Annotated in this window: 13 protein-coding genes; 3 read left to right on the plus strand and 10 right to left on the minus strand. The window is 61.4% G+C overall.

Annotated features, from left to right (window positions below; all coding sequences use genetic code 11):
* Positions 1-14: 14 nt before the first annotated feature.
* A complete protein-coding gene (locus AC07UB_RS07220; RefSeq protein ID WP_492793217.1) occupies positions 15-788 on the minus strand; it encodes a ferredoxin--NADP reductase in 774 nt (257 codons plus the stop codon).
* Positions 789-961: 173 nt separating this feature from the next.
* Here AC07UB_RS07220 and AC07UB_RS07225 point away from each other — a divergent pair, with 173 nt between their 5' ends.
* Complete coding sequence (locus tag AC07UB_RS07225) at positions 962-2,161, plus strand: amidohydrolase family protein (RefSeq protein ID WP_492793218.1); 1,200 nt, start codon at positions 962-964, stop codon at positions 2,159-2,161.
* A 10-nt stretch (positions 2,162-2,171) separates the two neighbouring features.
* Here AC07UB_RS07225 and AC07UB_RS07230 read toward each other — a convergent pair whose 3' ends face one another.
* The 9 genes from AC07UB_RS07230 to AC07UB_RS07270 form a co-directional block, all read right to left on the minus strand.
* Positions 2,172-2,657: a MarR family winged helix-turn-helix transcriptional regulator gene (locus AC07UB_RS07230; protein ID WP_492793219.1), complete on the minus strand. Its 486-nt coding sequence runs from the start codon at positions 2,655-2,657 to the stop codon at positions 2,172-2,174.
* Positions 2,658-2,720: 63 nt separating this feature from the next.
* Entirely contained in the window at positions 2,721-3,425 is a 705-nt protein-coding gene (locus AC07UB_RS07235; protein ID WP_492793220.1) for an ABC transporter ATP-binding protein, read from the minus strand.
* Positions 3,422-4,213, minus strand: a complete 792-nt coding sequence (locus AC07UB_RS07240) for an ABC transporter ATP-binding protein (RefSeq protein WP_492793221.1) — start codon at positions 4,211-4,213, stop codon at positions 3,422-3,424. The genes AC07UB_RS07235 and AC07UB_RS07240 overlap by 4 nt, the downstream gene beginning before the upstream one ends.
* On the minus strand, positions 4,210-6,096 hold the full coding sequence (locus tag AC07UB_RS07245) for an ABC transporter permease (protein WP_492793222.1): 1,887 nt from the start codon (positions 6,094-6,096) through the stop codon (positions 4,210-4,212). The genes AC07UB_RS07240 and AC07UB_RS07245 overlap by 4 nt, the downstream gene beginning before the upstream one ends.
* Positions 6,097-6,153: 57 nt before the next feature.
* Entirely contained in the window at positions 6,154-7,320 is a 1,167-nt protein-coding gene (locus AC07UB_RS07250; RefSeq protein ID WP_492793260.1) for an ABC transporter substrate-binding protein, read from the minus strand.
* A gap of 190 nt (positions 7,321-7,510) precedes the next feature.
* Complete coding sequence (locus tag AC07UB_RS07255; protein ID WP_492793223.1) at positions 7,511-8,095, minus strand: amino acid synthesis family protein; 585 nt, start codon at positions 8,093-8,095, stop codon at positions 7,511-7,513.
* Positions 8,092-8,676 carry an amino acid synthesis family protein gene (locus AC07UB_RS07260; RefSeq protein ID WP_492793224.1) on the minus strand — a complete coding sequence of 195 codons (585 nt, stop codon included), beginning with the start codon at positions 8,674-8,676 and terminating at the stop codon, positions 8,092-8,094. The genes AC07UB_RS07255 and AC07UB_RS07260 overlap by 4 nt, the downstream gene beginning before the upstream one ends.
* The gene (locus AC07UB_RS07265) at positions 8,669-9,589 is read right to left on the minus strand and encodes a UPF0280 family protein (RefSeq protein WP_492793225.1); all 921 of its coding nucleotides are present in this window, start codon (positions 9,587-9,589) and stop codon (positions 8,669-8,671) included. Before AC07UB_RS07265 ends, AC07UB_RS07260 begins: the two co-directional genes overlap by 8 nt.
* A complete protein-coding gene (locus tag AC07UB_RS07270) occupies positions 9,586-11,052 on the minus strand; it encodes a 6-hydroxynicotinate reductase (protein WP_492793226.1) in 1,467 nt (488 codons plus the stop codon). Before AC07UB_RS07270 ends, AC07UB_RS07265 begins: the two co-directional genes overlap by 4 nt.
* A 366-nt stretch (positions 11,053-11,418) precedes the next feature.
* Between AC07UB_RS07270 and AC07UB_RS07275 the strand changes: the two genes are divergently transcribed.
* Together AC07UB_RS07275 and AC07UB_RS07280 are read left to right on the plus strand one after the other, a co-directional pair.
* Entirely contained in the window at positions 11,419-11,901 is a 483-nt protein-coding gene (locus AC07UB_RS07275) for a (2Fe-2S)-binding protein (protein ID WP_492793227.1), read from the plus strand.
* A gap of 20 nt (positions 11,902-11,921) precedes the next feature.
* Entirely contained in the window at positions 11,922-15,470 is a 3,549-nt protein-coding gene (locus AC07UB_RS07280) for a molybdopterin cofactor-binding domain-containing protein (protein WP_492793228.1), read from the plus strand.
* The last annotated feature ends 18 nt before the right edge of the window (positions 15,471-15,488 follow it).

A 15,488-nucleotide genomic window follows, 5' to 3' on the forward strand; every position in this document is an offset into this window, starting at 1 on the left:
ATGTTGCTTCAGGGCTAGCGTTCGGCGAACGCCTTTTCGATCACGAACTGTCCCGGCTCACCGTGGTTGCCTTCGGTGAAACCCTTGCCCAGAAGCATCGCCTTCATCTCGTCCATCAGGGCCGGGCTGCCGCAGATCATGGCGCGGTCAAATTCAGCATCGAGCGGCGGAAGCCCGATATCGTCGTAGAGCTTACCCTGCGCAATGAGATCGGTGATCCGGCCGCGGTTATGAAACGGATCGCGGGTCACGGTCGGATAATAAATCAGTTTCGTTCGCACCAGTTCGCCGATCAGGTCGTCCTTTGGCAGCGTCTGGGTGATCATCTCGCCATAGGCGAGTTCGGCGACATGGCGGCAGCCGTGCAACAGCACGATCTTGTCGAAGCGGTCGTAGGTTTCAGGATCCTTGATGACGCTCAGGAACGGCGCAAGACCGGTGCCTGTGCCGATCAGATACAGATTACGGCCGCCCACCAGATTGTCGATTACCAGCGTGCCAGTGGCCTTGCGGCTGACGATGATTTCATCGCCTTCCTTTAAATGCTGGAGGCGCGATGTCAGCGGACCATCCGGCACCTTGATCGAGAAGAATTCCAGCCGATCCTCATAATTGGCGCTCGCCACGCTGTAGGCGCGCAGGAGCGGCTTTTCGCCGACCTTCAGGCCGATCATAGTGAACTCACCGTTCCGGAAGCGAAACGACGGATCCCGGGTCGTGGTGAAGCTGAATAGTGTGTCGGTCCAGTGATGGACGCTAAGGACGCTTTCCTGATTGAAATTGCTCATTCGCTCGATCCGGTGGTGGCCAACGACGGGTCAAAATCAGAATAGGCAGTGGCGGGGACTGCACCGCCAAATTCATTTGTGTACTAATGAATAATCCAACTTGATCCAACCGTCAAGCCGCGCTCAAGTTGGCGCCGAACCGCCGAGAAGACCTTGAACAAAAGGAATAAATCATGTCCCACGATGCGCCCCAGGGCACCACCGGCCCGACCAAGCTGGTGATCCGGAATATCGGCCTGATCCTGAGCGGGATGATGGAAAAGCCGATCCTGGATGCCGACACCATCGTTGCGGAGAATGGCAGGATCACCGCCATTGGGCGGGCCAAGGACATCGACGCCGCAGGCGCGACCACCGTCATCGACGCCAACGGCACGACCGTAACCCCCGGCCTGATCGACAGCCATGTTCACCCGGTCGCAGGCGACTGGACGCCGCGGCAGAACCAGATCGGCTGGATCGACAGCTTCCTGAACGGCGGCGTCACCACCATGATTTCAGCAGGCGAGGTTCATATGCCGGGCCGCCCGCGTGACGTGGTCGGCGTCAAGGCGATGGCAATCTTCGCCCAGCGCGCGTTCGACAATCTACGACCCGGCGGCGTCAAGGTTCATGCCGGTGCGCCGGTCATCGAGCCCGGCATGACCGAGGAAGATTTCAAGGAACTTGCAGCGGCTGGAGTCAAGCTCCTCGGCGAAGTCGGTCTCGGTGGCGTCAAGGACGGCCCCACCGCACGCAAGATGGTGGCGTGGGCGCGCAAGTACGGCATCCAAAGCACGATTCACACCGGCGGCCCCTCGATTCCGGGCTCCGGCCTGATCGACGCGGACGTGGTGCTGGAAGCCGACACCGACGTCATCGGCCATATCAACGGCGGCCACACCGCCCTGCCCGACGGGCAAATCCGCTGTATCTGCGAGGGCTGCAAACGCGGGCTCGAACTGGTTCACAACGGCAACGAACGCGCCGCGCTCTATACGCTGCGGATTGCACGCGAGATGAAGGAGTTGAACCGCGTCATTCTCGGCACCGACGCGCCCGCAGGGTCAGGCGTGCAGCCGCTCGGTATTTTGCGCATGGTGTCCTTGTTGTCGGCGCTTGGCGACGTGCCGGCGGAAATCGCATTTTGCTTCGCAACCGGCAACACCGCGCGAATGCGTGCACTCGATTGCGGCATTATCGAAATCGGCCGCGCGGCGGACTTTGTCATCATGGACAAGGCACAGCACTCGGCCGGCAAGAACATTCTCGACAGCGTTCAGCTCGGCGACCTGCCCGGCATCGGCATGACCATTATCGACGGCATCGTTCGCACACAGCGCAGCCGCAACACGCCGCCGGCGACGAAGGTGCCGGAGATCGTGGCGCACTAGCGCGCTGATTTTATCGCAGCTTGCTCAGGAGCGCGATAAAAACCTCGCGCTCCTTCGCATCGAGCGGCGCGAGTGTTTCCCTCGTGATGGTCAACGCGTTGGGCGCAGCCTTCTCTGCCAGAGCCTGCCCCGCCCGCGTGAGACTGACCAGAAGCCGACGCCCGTCCTGCGGATCGGAACTTGTTTCGGTCAGGCCACGCGCAGTGAGCCGGTCGATGACGCCCTTGATGGTCGCAACGTCCATCGCCGTCAATCGCCCGAGCTGATTTTGCGAGCACGGCCCTGTCTCGGTGAGCTTCGCCAACGCCGCCCATTGGGTCGGCGTGAGATTGATTCCGATTTCCTTCGCAAAAATCGTCGCGTGGCGCTGCCAGACCTGCCGAAGGATGAACCCGATCTGATCCTCAAGCACATAGGATTGCCTAGTCGGTTTCGCGCCCCGTTTAAGGGCCGAAGCCTTGATCTGAGAGGCCTTGATCTGAGCAGCTTTGGCCATTCCCGTTCCCCCAGAACCTGTTCTTTGTCTTACGGGCATTGCGCGAACAGCCGCCGTCTTTTCTTACACAGCCAGATGAGCGTCGCGAATGTCCGGGCGGGTGGCGAGTTCAGCCATAGTCCCGCTGTAGCAAATACGGCCGCGCTCGATGATGTAAGCGCGATCCGAAATCAAATTGGCGAAGTGAAGATTTTGCTCCGAAACGACGATACTGACGCCTTCCTTCTTCATGGCCAGGATCGCGCCAACCATCTGTTCGACGATCTTCGGCGACAAACCTTCGGAGGGCTCGTCAAGCAACACCAGTGACGGATTGCCCATAAGCGTCCGCGCGATGGTCAGCATCTGCTGTTCGCCGCCGCTCATACGCCCGCCCATGCGGCCACGCATTTCACCGAGGTTCGGAAACAGCGTGAATAGTTTTTCGCGAGTCCATTGCGGCGCATTCGGCCGCGGCGGCTGGCGGCCCACCTCGAGGTTCTCCTCGACCGTGAGATCCGTGAAGATGCGTCGCTCTTCCGGCACATAACCAAGCCCGTTGCGAACGATGGCATGGGTCGGCTGATCCGACACATCGTTGCCCTCGAACACAATCCGGCCCTCGCGCTGCTCCACCAGTCCGACAATCGAGCGAAATGTCGTGGACTTGCCCGCGCCATTGCGGCCGAGAAGCGCCACCACCTCGCCGTCGCCAACTTCCATTGCAACATCGAACAGGATGTGCGCCGGTCCGTAGTAGCTGTTGAGACCCTGAACCGAGAGCTTCATGCCGATGCACCCTCGCGATGACGCGCGTCATAAACCAGGCCCTCGCCGAGATAGATCGCGCGAACCTGCGGGTTGCGCCGGACCTCTTCGGGAGACCCCTCGGCGATCAACGTTCCGCGATTGAGCACGAGAATCCTGTCGGCGTGCTCGAACACCACATCCATGTCGTGCTCGGTGAACAGAACGCCGATGGACTTTTCACGTGCGATGCTCGCGGTCAGGCGCATCAGTTCGACACGTTCGCGCGGCGCCATGCCTGCCGTCGGCTCATCCATCAGGAGGAGTTTCGGCTGATTGGCGAGCGCGATGGCAAGCTCAAGCCGCTTGAGATCGCCATAGGCGAGTTCACCGCAAGGCCGTTCGGCATAGCCACTCATGCCGACGAGATCGAGGAGCCGGTCGGCCTCATCGCGGGCGAAGCCCGGCGTCGAGCGCCACATGTTAAAGAGCTGCGAGTTGTACGACACCAGAGGCACCTGCACGTTCTCGCGCACCGTCATAGTGGGGAACGTTGCGGTAATCTGGAACGTGCGACCGACGCCAAGCCGCCAGATCGCGCGCGGCTTTTTGCCGACAGTGTCCACGCCGAGCAGATTGACCCGGCCACTGTCGGGAATGTTCTGGCCGTTCAGCATGTCGAAACAGGTGCTCTTGCCTGCGCCATTGGGGCCGATCAGCGCGAGAATTTCGCCGGCGACCAGCGAGAACGACACACCGCGCACGGCGTGGACGCCGCCATAGGATTTGGTCAAGCCTTCGACTGCAAGAAGCGTGGGTGCGACACTCATTCGGCGGACTCGATCCGTGATGCCAGAACGGCCGGTTTGGACGACGGCGTCTGACGCCGTGTACGAAGAGTTTCCAGCATTCCGACAATGCCCTTCGGGAATGCGACCACGATCAGCACGATCACGGCGCCCAGTACAAGCTTGGAAAGATCGGTCTGGCTCACCAGCCAGATATTGAGTGCCTTGAAAATGATCGCGCCGACTACCGCGCCCGAGATCGTCTCGACGCCGCCCAGCAGCACCATCACCAGGGCGTCCACCGACAGCGAGATGCCGAGACTATCGGGGAATACGCTGCCCTTGAGATAAGCAAATAGCGCGCCGCCGATACCCGCCACCGTGCCCGCAATGACGAAGGCAGTCCATTGAATCCGCTTACCGTCGATGCCGATGGCTTCACTGCGCAAGACGGAGTCCCGTGTCGCACGCAAGGCATAGCCGAACGGGGAGAACACGATGATGCGAAGCGCCGCCACTGCGAGCGTCGCAACGCTGAGCGACAGCCAGTAGAAGCTCGCCGGCCCCGCCGCCCATGCCGCGGGCCAGACGCCGAGAATTCCGTTATCGCCACCTGTCACCGCAACCCACTGGAACGCGATCGACCATACGATCTGCGCGAAAGCCAGCGTCAGCATCGCAAAGTAAACACCGGACAGCTGAACCGCGAAGAATCCAAACACCGCCGCGCCCGACAACCCGAGCAGCGGACCGAGCAACAGGCACACGATCATCGGCAGGCCAGCTGCCTTAGCGAGAAACGCCACGCCATATGCGCCAAGGCCGAAATAAGCCGCGTGACCGAACGAGGCCAGCCCGCCGACCGACATCAGGAAATGCAGGCTCGCAGCGAAGATCACGAAGATCGCAATTTCCGCGCCGACGTTCAGCGCGTAGTCGCCGCTGAACAGCGGCAGCAATGCCGCGACGATCAGCACCGCCAGCATTGCAAAACGCTCACTCGTCGTCAGTGGCCGCCACGGACGCACCGTCAGCCCCGGCGTCTTGCGCGCAGGCGCTTCCGGCTTCCCGAACAGTCCCCACGGCCGCACGATCAGCACAGCGGCCATCACCAAAAACACAAGGATGATGGAAATCTTCGGAAAAATCAGAATGCCGAACGCGTTGAGTTCGGAAACAAGTACCGCCGCGACGAACGCGCCGGCGATGCTGCCAAGGCCACCGATCACCACCACCACGAAAACGTCAACAATGATGCGCAGGTCCATCGCATGATGCACGGCGTCGCGCGGAATCTGCAAAGCGCCGCCTAGCGCCGCCAGAAAGACGCCAAGGGCGAACACGCTGGTGAACAGCCACTTCTGATTGACGCCCAGCGCCGCCACCATGTCGCGGTCCTGCGTCGCCGCGCGAACCAGAATGCCCCAGCGCGTGCGGCGGAACAGCAACCACAATGCACCAAGCACCACCGGACTGAGTACGATCAGAAACAAGTCATAGGTCGGGACGTTCTGACCGAAGAAATCCACCGCGCCACGAAAGCCGGGCGCGCGACGGCCAACCAGATCATCCGGGCCCCAGATCAGAACCACAAGATCTTCCACCATCAGCGTCAGGCCGAAGGTGGCAAGCAGTTGAAACAATTCCGGCGACTTATAAATCCGCCGCAGCAATACCATCTCGACCAGCACGCCGAGAACCGCGACAGCGAGCGCTGCGACGACGATGCCGCCCCAGAAGCCGAGCGTGCCGGACAGCCGCTCCGTCAAGGTGAACGCGACATAGGCGCCCAGCATATAGAATGCGCCATGCGCGAAATTCACGATGCGCGTGACGCCGAAAATGATCGACAAACCAGAAGCCACGAGGAACAGCGATGCCGCGCTCGCAAGACCTGTCAGGAACTGAACAAAGTAGAAGCTCATAGGTCATCCACGGCTGGAAATGGCCGCGGGCGCATCGCGCGCCCGCGGTCGTTCGTCTCAATCCTTGGCGCGCAGCTTCTCGACTTCCGCGTCGCTCGGCAAGAAATCCTCCCCCTTGCGATAAACGGAGTCGACCATCACACCCTTGCCGTCCTTAAGCGCCGTCTTGCCCACATAGGCCCCAAGCGTCGACTGATGATCGATCTTGCGGAACGTGATCTGACCGAACGGCGATGGCATCGAGAGACCTTCCGCCGCCGCGATCATTTTTTCCGGATCGTCAGACTTCGCCTTGTTGAGGATCGCAGCCGCTGCCTTGATCGTCTGATAGCCGACAATCGAGCCCAGCCGCGGATAGTCGTTGTACTTACCCTGATAGGCCTTCAGGAAAGCGTCATGCTCCGGCGTCTTGATGCTGTACCAGGGATAACCGGTGACGATCCAGCCTTCGGGTGTCTCTTCCTTCAGCGGATCGAGATATTCCGGCTCTCCGGTGAGAAATGACACCACCGAGCGTCCCTTGAACAGACCGCGCGTGTTGCCTTCACGAACGAGTTTCACCAGGTCGGCGCCGAAGGTCACATTGAGAATGGCTTCAGGATTGGCGGCCGCGACGGCCTGTACCACCGGACCTGCATCGATCTTGCCCTGTGGTGGCCACTGTTCATCGACCCACTGGATGTCCGGCCGCTTCGCAGACAGAAGTTTCTTGAAGACGGCAACCGCAGACTGGCCGTACTCATAGTTCGGCGCGATGGTCGCCCAGCGCTTGGCGGGCAGTTTGGCCGCTTCTTCCACCAGCATCGCCGCTTGCATGTAGTTGGAAGGCCGCAGACGGAACGTGTAGCGGTTTCCGCTCGTCCAGGTGATCGCGTCAGTCAAAGGCTCTGCCGCCAGGAAGAATACTTTCTTCTGCTTGGCGAAATCGCTGACCGCGAGGCCGATGTTGGACAGGAACGTGCCTGTCAGCATCACCACGCCCTCTTTCGAGATCAGTTCGTTGGCCGCCGTCTGCGCGTCGGCAGGTTTGCCGCTGTCATCCTTGGAAATGACAACCAGCTTTTTGCCGTTGACTCCACCCGCGGCATTAACTTCCTCGACTGCGAGTTGCCAGCCCTTGCGATACGGCTCGGTAAACGCGGGCAATAACGAATAGCTGTTGATTTCACCGATCTTGATCTCGCCGCTCTGCGCCAGGGCGGGCGTCGCCATGCTGCCGAACATCACACCAAGACTTGCGCTCACAAGACCCGCGCGCAAAAGACCGTTCAAGAGACGTTTGCTTCGTTGCATCCCAGACCTCCAATGTTGGCGAGAGCGCCTGCTCCGCCGTGACGTCCGTCCATCCCTTCCCTCATTGGGGGACAGTCCGGTTATTCCTCACGCATCCTTGCCCCGTTCGTGGAACTGCCCGTTACCGGAGGCCGTCCTCACCCTTGATCTCTCCAATCGTCAGCCCGCCGACCCGAGGCAGCGGCCGCCCGCTGTCGGTCACCGCGACAGCGACCATAATTTCGTTTGCACGCGGCGCATCGTTGATCTGCACTTCCATTCCGTCGAAATGACTTCGCACGAACGCCGCATCCTTGTGACCGAGCGGAATATCGAGCACTGCGCCTAGCCCGCCGCGCTTCTTGGACGACGGGATCAGCGCCGCACCCTTGCCAAGCACCTTACGTACCGGCGCTCCCATTTTTGGATGCAAGATCGCTGCCGCGTGCTCGAGCTCGCCATTTTCACCCACGGCGGCTGCCTTGCCGTAGCTTTGCGCGCTGGCGCCTTCGATGCCGAGCGCAGCGACCGCTTTCGTGGCGAGCAGTTCGCCCAGTTCCTCGCCAATGGCTATCAGCGGGGCAAGATCATCGACGTATTTTCCGGCGAACGGATTTTCGATCACTGCGATCGCCGCCGCGCGGCGGGTTGGCGGCGTCACGTCACGTCCAGCCTCCATCAGCGTTTCTTCGACGACGGTGACGATCTTACGAATAACTGCACTCATCGCAATCCATCCTCTCCCTTGATCTCGCTCGCTTTCAGGCCACCGACGCGCGCGTGAATGCGCGAGCCGGTTGTCATGACCAGCGCGAGCAGCAATTCGTCGGCGCGCGGCGCGTCGGTAATCCCGACTTCCATCGCGTCGAAGTGTGAACGGACATAAGACGCATTGATATGGGTGATCGGGACATCGAGCCGCGTACCCGGTCCTCCGACTTTCTTGGCCGACGGCACGATCGCTTTGGCTTCTCCGAGAATTTCACGCATCGCGTAACCACCCGGCACATGCCACAACGCGCCGTGTTCCAATTCGCCCGCGGAACCGATGATCGCGCCTTTGCCATAACCTTGGATCGCTTTCGCATCGCCGCCGAGCGCCTTCAGGAGAGACCCGGCCATCGCAACTCCCAACGGCGTCAGATCGTCCATGAATCCTGCAATATCTTCCACATAACGCCCGGCGAAGGGATTGCGAATGACACAAAGCACCGCACCCCGGCGCAGCGGCAGCGCCACGGGTTTCCCGCCTTCGTGGAAAATTTCCTCGATCAGCGTGTGGCGTTTGCGGATCACAATCTCAGGCATGCATCAAGCTTTCAATTCCGGCTCGAAACGCTCCGCGCGGCAACATCTGCGGCGCACCATCGTCGACAGCATTCAGCGCCACGACAATGGTTTCACCCTGCAAATGAAGGACCGCACCATCGATCAAGCCGGCGGTGAGAAGTTCGCGCGCCCGATGCGCGCCGGATTCGAGAGCAGCCGCAATCTCATAAGGCAAAAGCCGCCCAACGTCGCGCGTAACTTCGCGCGCGCCAAGATCACTATCAGGATGACTGTCGTTCGCAGGACTGCGTATAATCAAGGGATGTCCCGGCAGATCGACCGCATTTGCAATGATGGTGGCAGCCGCGTCCGCCTGTGCGGCAGTCCGCGCCAGAACGGTCACGGCATCGGCAATTCCCAACGAGAAGCTGCGGCCGCGCCATCCGCTGGTCGCGATACCGCGCGTCGGATCGCTTGCCGCGATCGCCGTCTTTCCGATCAGGTTCGGCATATCGGGATGACCGACCAGACCGACCGCAAAACGTTCATGGCCTGCCAGATGCAGCGCGATGTCACCGCCGTTATTGACGTAGGCGCGGGACAGGTCCGCCGATGAGGTCATCACGCCAAGAACTTCTTCTGCGACAGCCCCTGCTACGGCGGCCATCGGCGTAATGAAATGCTCAGCTGCAAACGGCGCGACCGCCGCGTGCATCCGGCGCGCAACACGGCCTTGCAGCACAGACGTGTGGGGAAGCGCGGCGCGGCGGAGTTCCGGAAGCTCGTCGCACAGCGTGTCGAGCAGGCCTGTAAACCGCCGCACAGCAGCCTCGTAGGCGGTGTGGACATTGGCGTTGGTTCCACTTGCTTCGACGATCAGATCGATCGGACCGTCCTGCAAATGCAGCCGCTTTCCGTCCGCGAGCCATCTCGTCTGCGGAAGGCGCGTCATGCGCGCCTCGAATCGGTGGCCTGCTGCGGCAATTGACGAACTTCGGTATTGTCCTTGAGCGACGATAGCGGCCGCACATGGTCCATATGACCGCCAAGCGCTGCGTAATCCGACAGCCTCAGCGTGAACTCAATCGGCGCGACCAGCGCAGGCGTCGGTACATAACCGAACGCGCCTTCCGGAACACGCGTCACATCGACCATGAAGGTAATGCCGCCGCCCGGCCATACATAGACCGGCGCGCCGCCGCAGGTCACAGACGTCAGCGCATCCTTGACCGAGCGCGTCAGCCGCACCGGGTTCTCGGTGACGCCCGAACGGAGCGAGCCGCCTGCCCCACCCATGAACAGCACGGTGCACAAGGCCGGCTCGCAATTTTCCTGAATGCGCTCAACTGACAGCTTGAGATCGAGGGGCATGTCCTTTTCGACCGGCTTCAACGCCTCATCCAGTTCGAAATAGGCCGCGTGCTCGCCGGTCGTGCTGACCATCATCATCCGCGTACCGGGCTTCGCGGTCTTGGGATCGAACGGTCCCAGCACCGACAACGGATCCGAGATGTTGGTGCCGCCCCATCCGGTGCCGGGCTCGGCTACCTGAAAATAGCGCCCGGGCGTCGAGCGGCGCCCCTTCATCTTGATGCCGGTGTCGGGAATATCGAGCAATTTTCCTGCCTGATGTTCGGACAGCACACCGGTAATGTGATCGTCCACGACGACGACCTCATCGACCTTGCCGTGCCATTGCTTGGCGAACATGCCGATGGTCGCCGAGCCGCAACCGACCCGCATCCTCTCCTCGAGCACGCCGTTGACGACCGGCGGATGTCCGGCCTGCACCACAACAGTCGCACCGCCATCGATTGTCATCTCGACGGGCTTGCCGTTGGACAAATCCATCAACGCATCGCAGGTGATCCGGCCCTCCTTTTTCGAGCCGCCGGTCAAATGATGGACGCCGCCAAGTGATAGCATCTGCGAGCCATACTCGCCGGTGGTGACATGACCCACCGCCTCGCCTTGTACGCGCACGGTTGCGGTTTCAGGGCCGAGATAGCGATCGGTATCGATCTTCACCTTGACGCCGCAGTAACTGAAAATACCTTCGGTCACCACTGTGACCATATCGACGCCATCGACTTCCGAGGAAACGATGAACGGCGCAGGCTTGTAGTCGGGATAGGTGGTGCCGGCGCCGATGGCCGTAACGAAAACGCCCGGCTCGTGAACGATTTTGCCGTCCCACTCGCCTCCTGCCTGGAACGGCACCAGCCGGCCGCCGTGGGATACGGTGCGTTCCAGTACGACGTGCGGGTCGACCCGCACCAGTTCGCCATTGTTATTCGCATAACGGTCGCACGCGCCCGCCGTGCCCGGCTTGATATAGCACATCACCGGACACGCATCGCAGCGGATCTTGTCTGCGTTGCCCGCAGCGGCAATGGATGTGGTTTCAGTCGACATAGACGAACTCACCTGCGAGCCAACGCGAACTGTCGAAAGGGTAATGGACGGCGGCGCACGATGCGCAAGTTGGGCTGCGAGGGTAAGGTTCGGTCTGTCCCGCAACCGGCATTTTGTTCGTATACGAACGATGTTGCGCGCAGACCGGAAAGCTGTCAAGCGCCGACGCGCGCGAAATCCGACGCTGCCGAATAAAAACTCAATTGCCTACCTTACGTGTTCACAAATCTTGCAATGCATCATCCCGTGTGAACATGCGACGCCACCGCACCATCATGCGCTTGCACGTTTGTATACAAACGGTATCGTTGAGGTCTGGCGTCGCAGGTGTTTTGCAGCGCAGCAGATCGGACTGTGACGATGAGCATGACGCAGACGACAATCCGCCTGACCGTCAACGGCAGGGTTCATGATGTCGACGCGGCTCCCGAAACCGCGTTACTGTATGTGCTGCGCAACGATCTTGAATTGAACGGTCCAAAATTCGGCTGCGGTCTCGGCGAATGCGGCGCGTGTACCGTAATCATCGACGGCGTGGCGGCGCGCTCATGCGTCATCCCCATCAGCGGTTGCGTGGAGCGAAACATCCTCACGCTCGAAGGTCTCGGCTCACGCGACCACACCGATCCCGTGCAGGCCGCCTTCATCGAGGAACAGGGAGCGCAATGCGGTTATTGCCTCAACGGCATGATCATGACGGCCAAAGCCCTGCTCATGCGCAACCCACAGCCGTCCGAGGCCGAAGTACTGGAAGAGTTGCGCTACAATCTGTGCCGGTGCGGTGCCCATATCGAAATCCTGCGCGCGGTAATGCGGGCCGCCGGTCATCCTCTTGAGGCCAGAGGTTGATGACGACGCCGGACTCCCCGATGGACGATGACGCAACGGCAGCAGGATCGCTGTCCGTCGTCCGCCCGGCTGCCTCCGACGCAGGCAGAGGGGTTTTTGAAACCTTCATCAAGATCACCGCGAACGGCACAGTCACGGCGTTCAACGGCCACGTCGATCTCGGAACGGGCATCCGCACTGCTCTCGGACAAATCGTCGCGGAAGAACTCGACGTCTCGTTTGCACGCGTGGTCGTGGTGTTGGGCGACACCTCCCGCGTACCCAACCAGGGCGCAACCATCGCCAGCGAGACGATCCAGATTACCGCCGTGCCGCTTCGCAAGGCCGCCGCCCAGGCACGTCACTTTCTGATGGCGCGCGCTTCGCAGAGACTCGAACTTCCGGTCAGCGAACTGTCGGTGGAAGACGGTTTGATCCGGGGGCATGACAATCGCAGCGTCAGTTACGGCGAGCTGATCGCAGGCGACAGCATCCGGCTCGACCTCGCCGACGATGTCGCGGTCAAGGCGGTGGAAAGTTACAAGATCGTTGGACAGTCGGTTCCGCGCATCGACCTGCCGGCCAAGGCGACCGGCGAGCTCGTCTATGTGCATGACGTGCGTGTACCCGGCATGTTGCATGGCCGCGTGGTTCGCCCGCCCTATGCAGGCGTCGATGCCGGAAGTTTCGTCGGCACCAGCCTGATCTCGGTCGATGAATCGTCGGTCCGCGACATTCCCGGCCTGGTATCCGTCGTTCAGATCGGCGATTTCGTCGGCGTCGTCGCCGAGCGCGAGGAAAATGCCGTCAAGGCGGCGGTGCAGCTCAAGGTGACATGGAAGCCGACACCAACGCTGCCGGATCTGAAAGACATCGAAACCGCATTGCGCGCCAATCCCGGCACGCCCCGCACCCTGATCGACAAGGGCGGGGTGGATAGCGCTATTGCGAATGCCGACAAGCAACTGAAGCGAACCTACATCTGGCCCTATCAGATGCATGGATCGATCGGACCGTCCTGCTCGGTTGCAGATGTTCAGGAGGGTTTCGCGCGGGTGTGGTCCGGCACGCAAAACCCTCACGTCCTGCGCACGGACCTCGCACTTCTTCTCGCCCTGCCGGAATCGCAGATCGACGTGGTCCGGATGGAAGCCGCAGGCTGTTATGGCCGCAACTGCGCCGATGACGTGTCCGCCGACGCCGTGCTGTTGTCGCGTGCCGTTGGCCGGCCCGTGCGCGTGCAACTGACGCGGGAACAGGAACATGCATGGGAGCCCAAGGGCACCGCGCAATTGATGGACGTGAACGGCGGCCTGCGTGCCGACGGCAGCGTCGCAGGTTACGACTTCGCGACGCGTTATCCATCGAACGGCGCGCCGACGCTGGCGTTGCTGCTTACCGGCACCATTCCTCCGGTACCATCGATTTTTGAGATGGGCGACCGCACCGCGATTCCGCCCTACGACTACGACGCGATGCGCGTCGTCGCGCATGACATGCCGCCGATCGTGCGGGCGTCATGGCTTCGCGGCGTATCGGCATTGCCGAATACCTTCGCGCACGAATCCTACATCGACGAACTCGCAACCGAAGCCGGCGTCGATCCGATCGAATATCGCCTGCGCTATCTGAAAGACCCTCGTGCGGTCGATCTGGTCAAAGCTGTGGCCCGGCGCGCCGACTGGACACCACGCGCGAACTGGAAAGAACCGGAGGCTGAGGGAGACGTCGTTCGCGGACGCGGCTTCGCTTACGCTCTGTATGTGCACGGCCCGTTTCCAGGCAAGCCGGCGGCATGGTCAGCCTGGATCGCGGATGTCGCGGTCAACAAGGCCACCGGCGATGTCAGTGTCACGCGGGTGGTCGCCGGACAGGATTCCGGCATGATGATCAATCCGGATGGCGTAAGGCATCAATTGACAGGCAACGTCATCCAATCCACCAGCCGCGCGCTGATGGAGGAAGTGACGTTCGATCGCACGGGCGTGACCAATCGCGAATGGGGGTCCTACCCCATCATCAAGTTTCCCGATCTGCCGAAGATCGACGTACTGCTGCTGCCGCGCCAGAACGAGGAACCGCGCGGCGCGGGCGAATCCGCGTCCGTCCCGAGCGCCGCCGCCATTGCCAACGCGATTTTCGACGCGACCGGCGTGCGTTTTCGGGAGTTGCCCTTCACGCCTGAGCGCATCCTTGCGGGATTGCGCGGCGGTGAGTCCGCGCCACCGTTGGCGCCGCCAGAAAAAACATTCAAGCCATTGGAACGGCTCCCGGAAACAAGAAGTCCTTTCTTCAAGCGCCGCAGCACGTTTGCAAGTATTGCCGCGGTGTGCACCGCAGCCGTCGGTATCGCCGCGGCAGTGCTGCCATGGCGGTCCATCGCACCCATCGCACGCCCCGATGCATCGGCTTATTCCGCCGCGACCATTGCCCGCGGCCAGCAACTCGCAGCCCTCGGCAACTGCGCCGAATGCCACACCGAGATCAACGGGATCGTCAATGCCGGTGGCCGCGCGCTCGAAACACCGTTCGGCGTTGTCTATAGCACCAACATCACGCCAGACCTGGAAACCGGAATCGGCGCGTGGTCGTATCCCGCGTTCGAGCGATCGATGCGTGAAGGCATTCACCGCGATGGGCGACAACTCTATCCGGCGTTCCCGTACAATCATTTCGCCAAGACAACCGATGCGGACTTGCAGGCGCTCTACGCCTATCTGATGGCGCAGACGGCGGTGAAAGCCGTCAACCGCGAAACCGCGCTCGCATTCCCCTTCAACCTCCGCCCATTGATGGCCGGCTGGAACGCGCTGTTTCACAAGCCCGCGGTTTTCGAGGCCGATCCGGCGCAGTCAGAGATCTGGAATCGCGGTGCATATCTGGTTGAAAGCCTCGGCCATTGCGGCGCGTGTCATACGCCGCGCAATGCGTTGGGCGCCGAGAAAGCCAAGGCCTATCTGGCGGGGGGAACGGCGGACGGCTGGGAAGCCCCGCCGCTCAGCTCGTTGTCACATGCACCGATCCCCTGGAGTGAGGATGAATTGTTCACTTATCTGCGGACCGGCATCTCGCGCTTCCACGGCGTCGCCGCCGGGCCGATGGCTCCGATCGTCAAGAACCTCGCGGCCGTTCCCGACAATGACATCCGCGCCATGGCAGTCTATCTCGCGTCATTCAACGACACGACCATCGACCCGGCAGCCCAGGAAGCCATGGCGGCAAAGCTCGAAACGTTAACAAGCATCAAAGCGGTTTCGGCCTCATCCATCGGCGCGCGAATCTACGATGGCGCCTGCGCCGTGTGCCACCAGGTTGGTGGCCCGGTGCTGTTCGGCAGCAGACCGTCGCTGGCCCTCAACAGCAACCTCCACAGCGCCATGCCAGACAACCTCATTCAGGTCATCCTGCACGGCATCGAGGCTCCGGTCTCGAGCGATCTCGGCTACATGCCTGCCTTCAGGCACAGCTTGAACGATGGGCAGATCGCGGAATTGGTGTCATATCTCAGGCAACAATTTGCACCGGATAAGGCCCCTTGGACCGATGTGGCCAGCGCGATCGGCCGGATTCGCCGCGCAGGCCGGCCATGAGCGGCGAACAAAATCGCG

Source organism: Afipia sp. GW821-FHT04G03, from assembly GCF_059419985.1.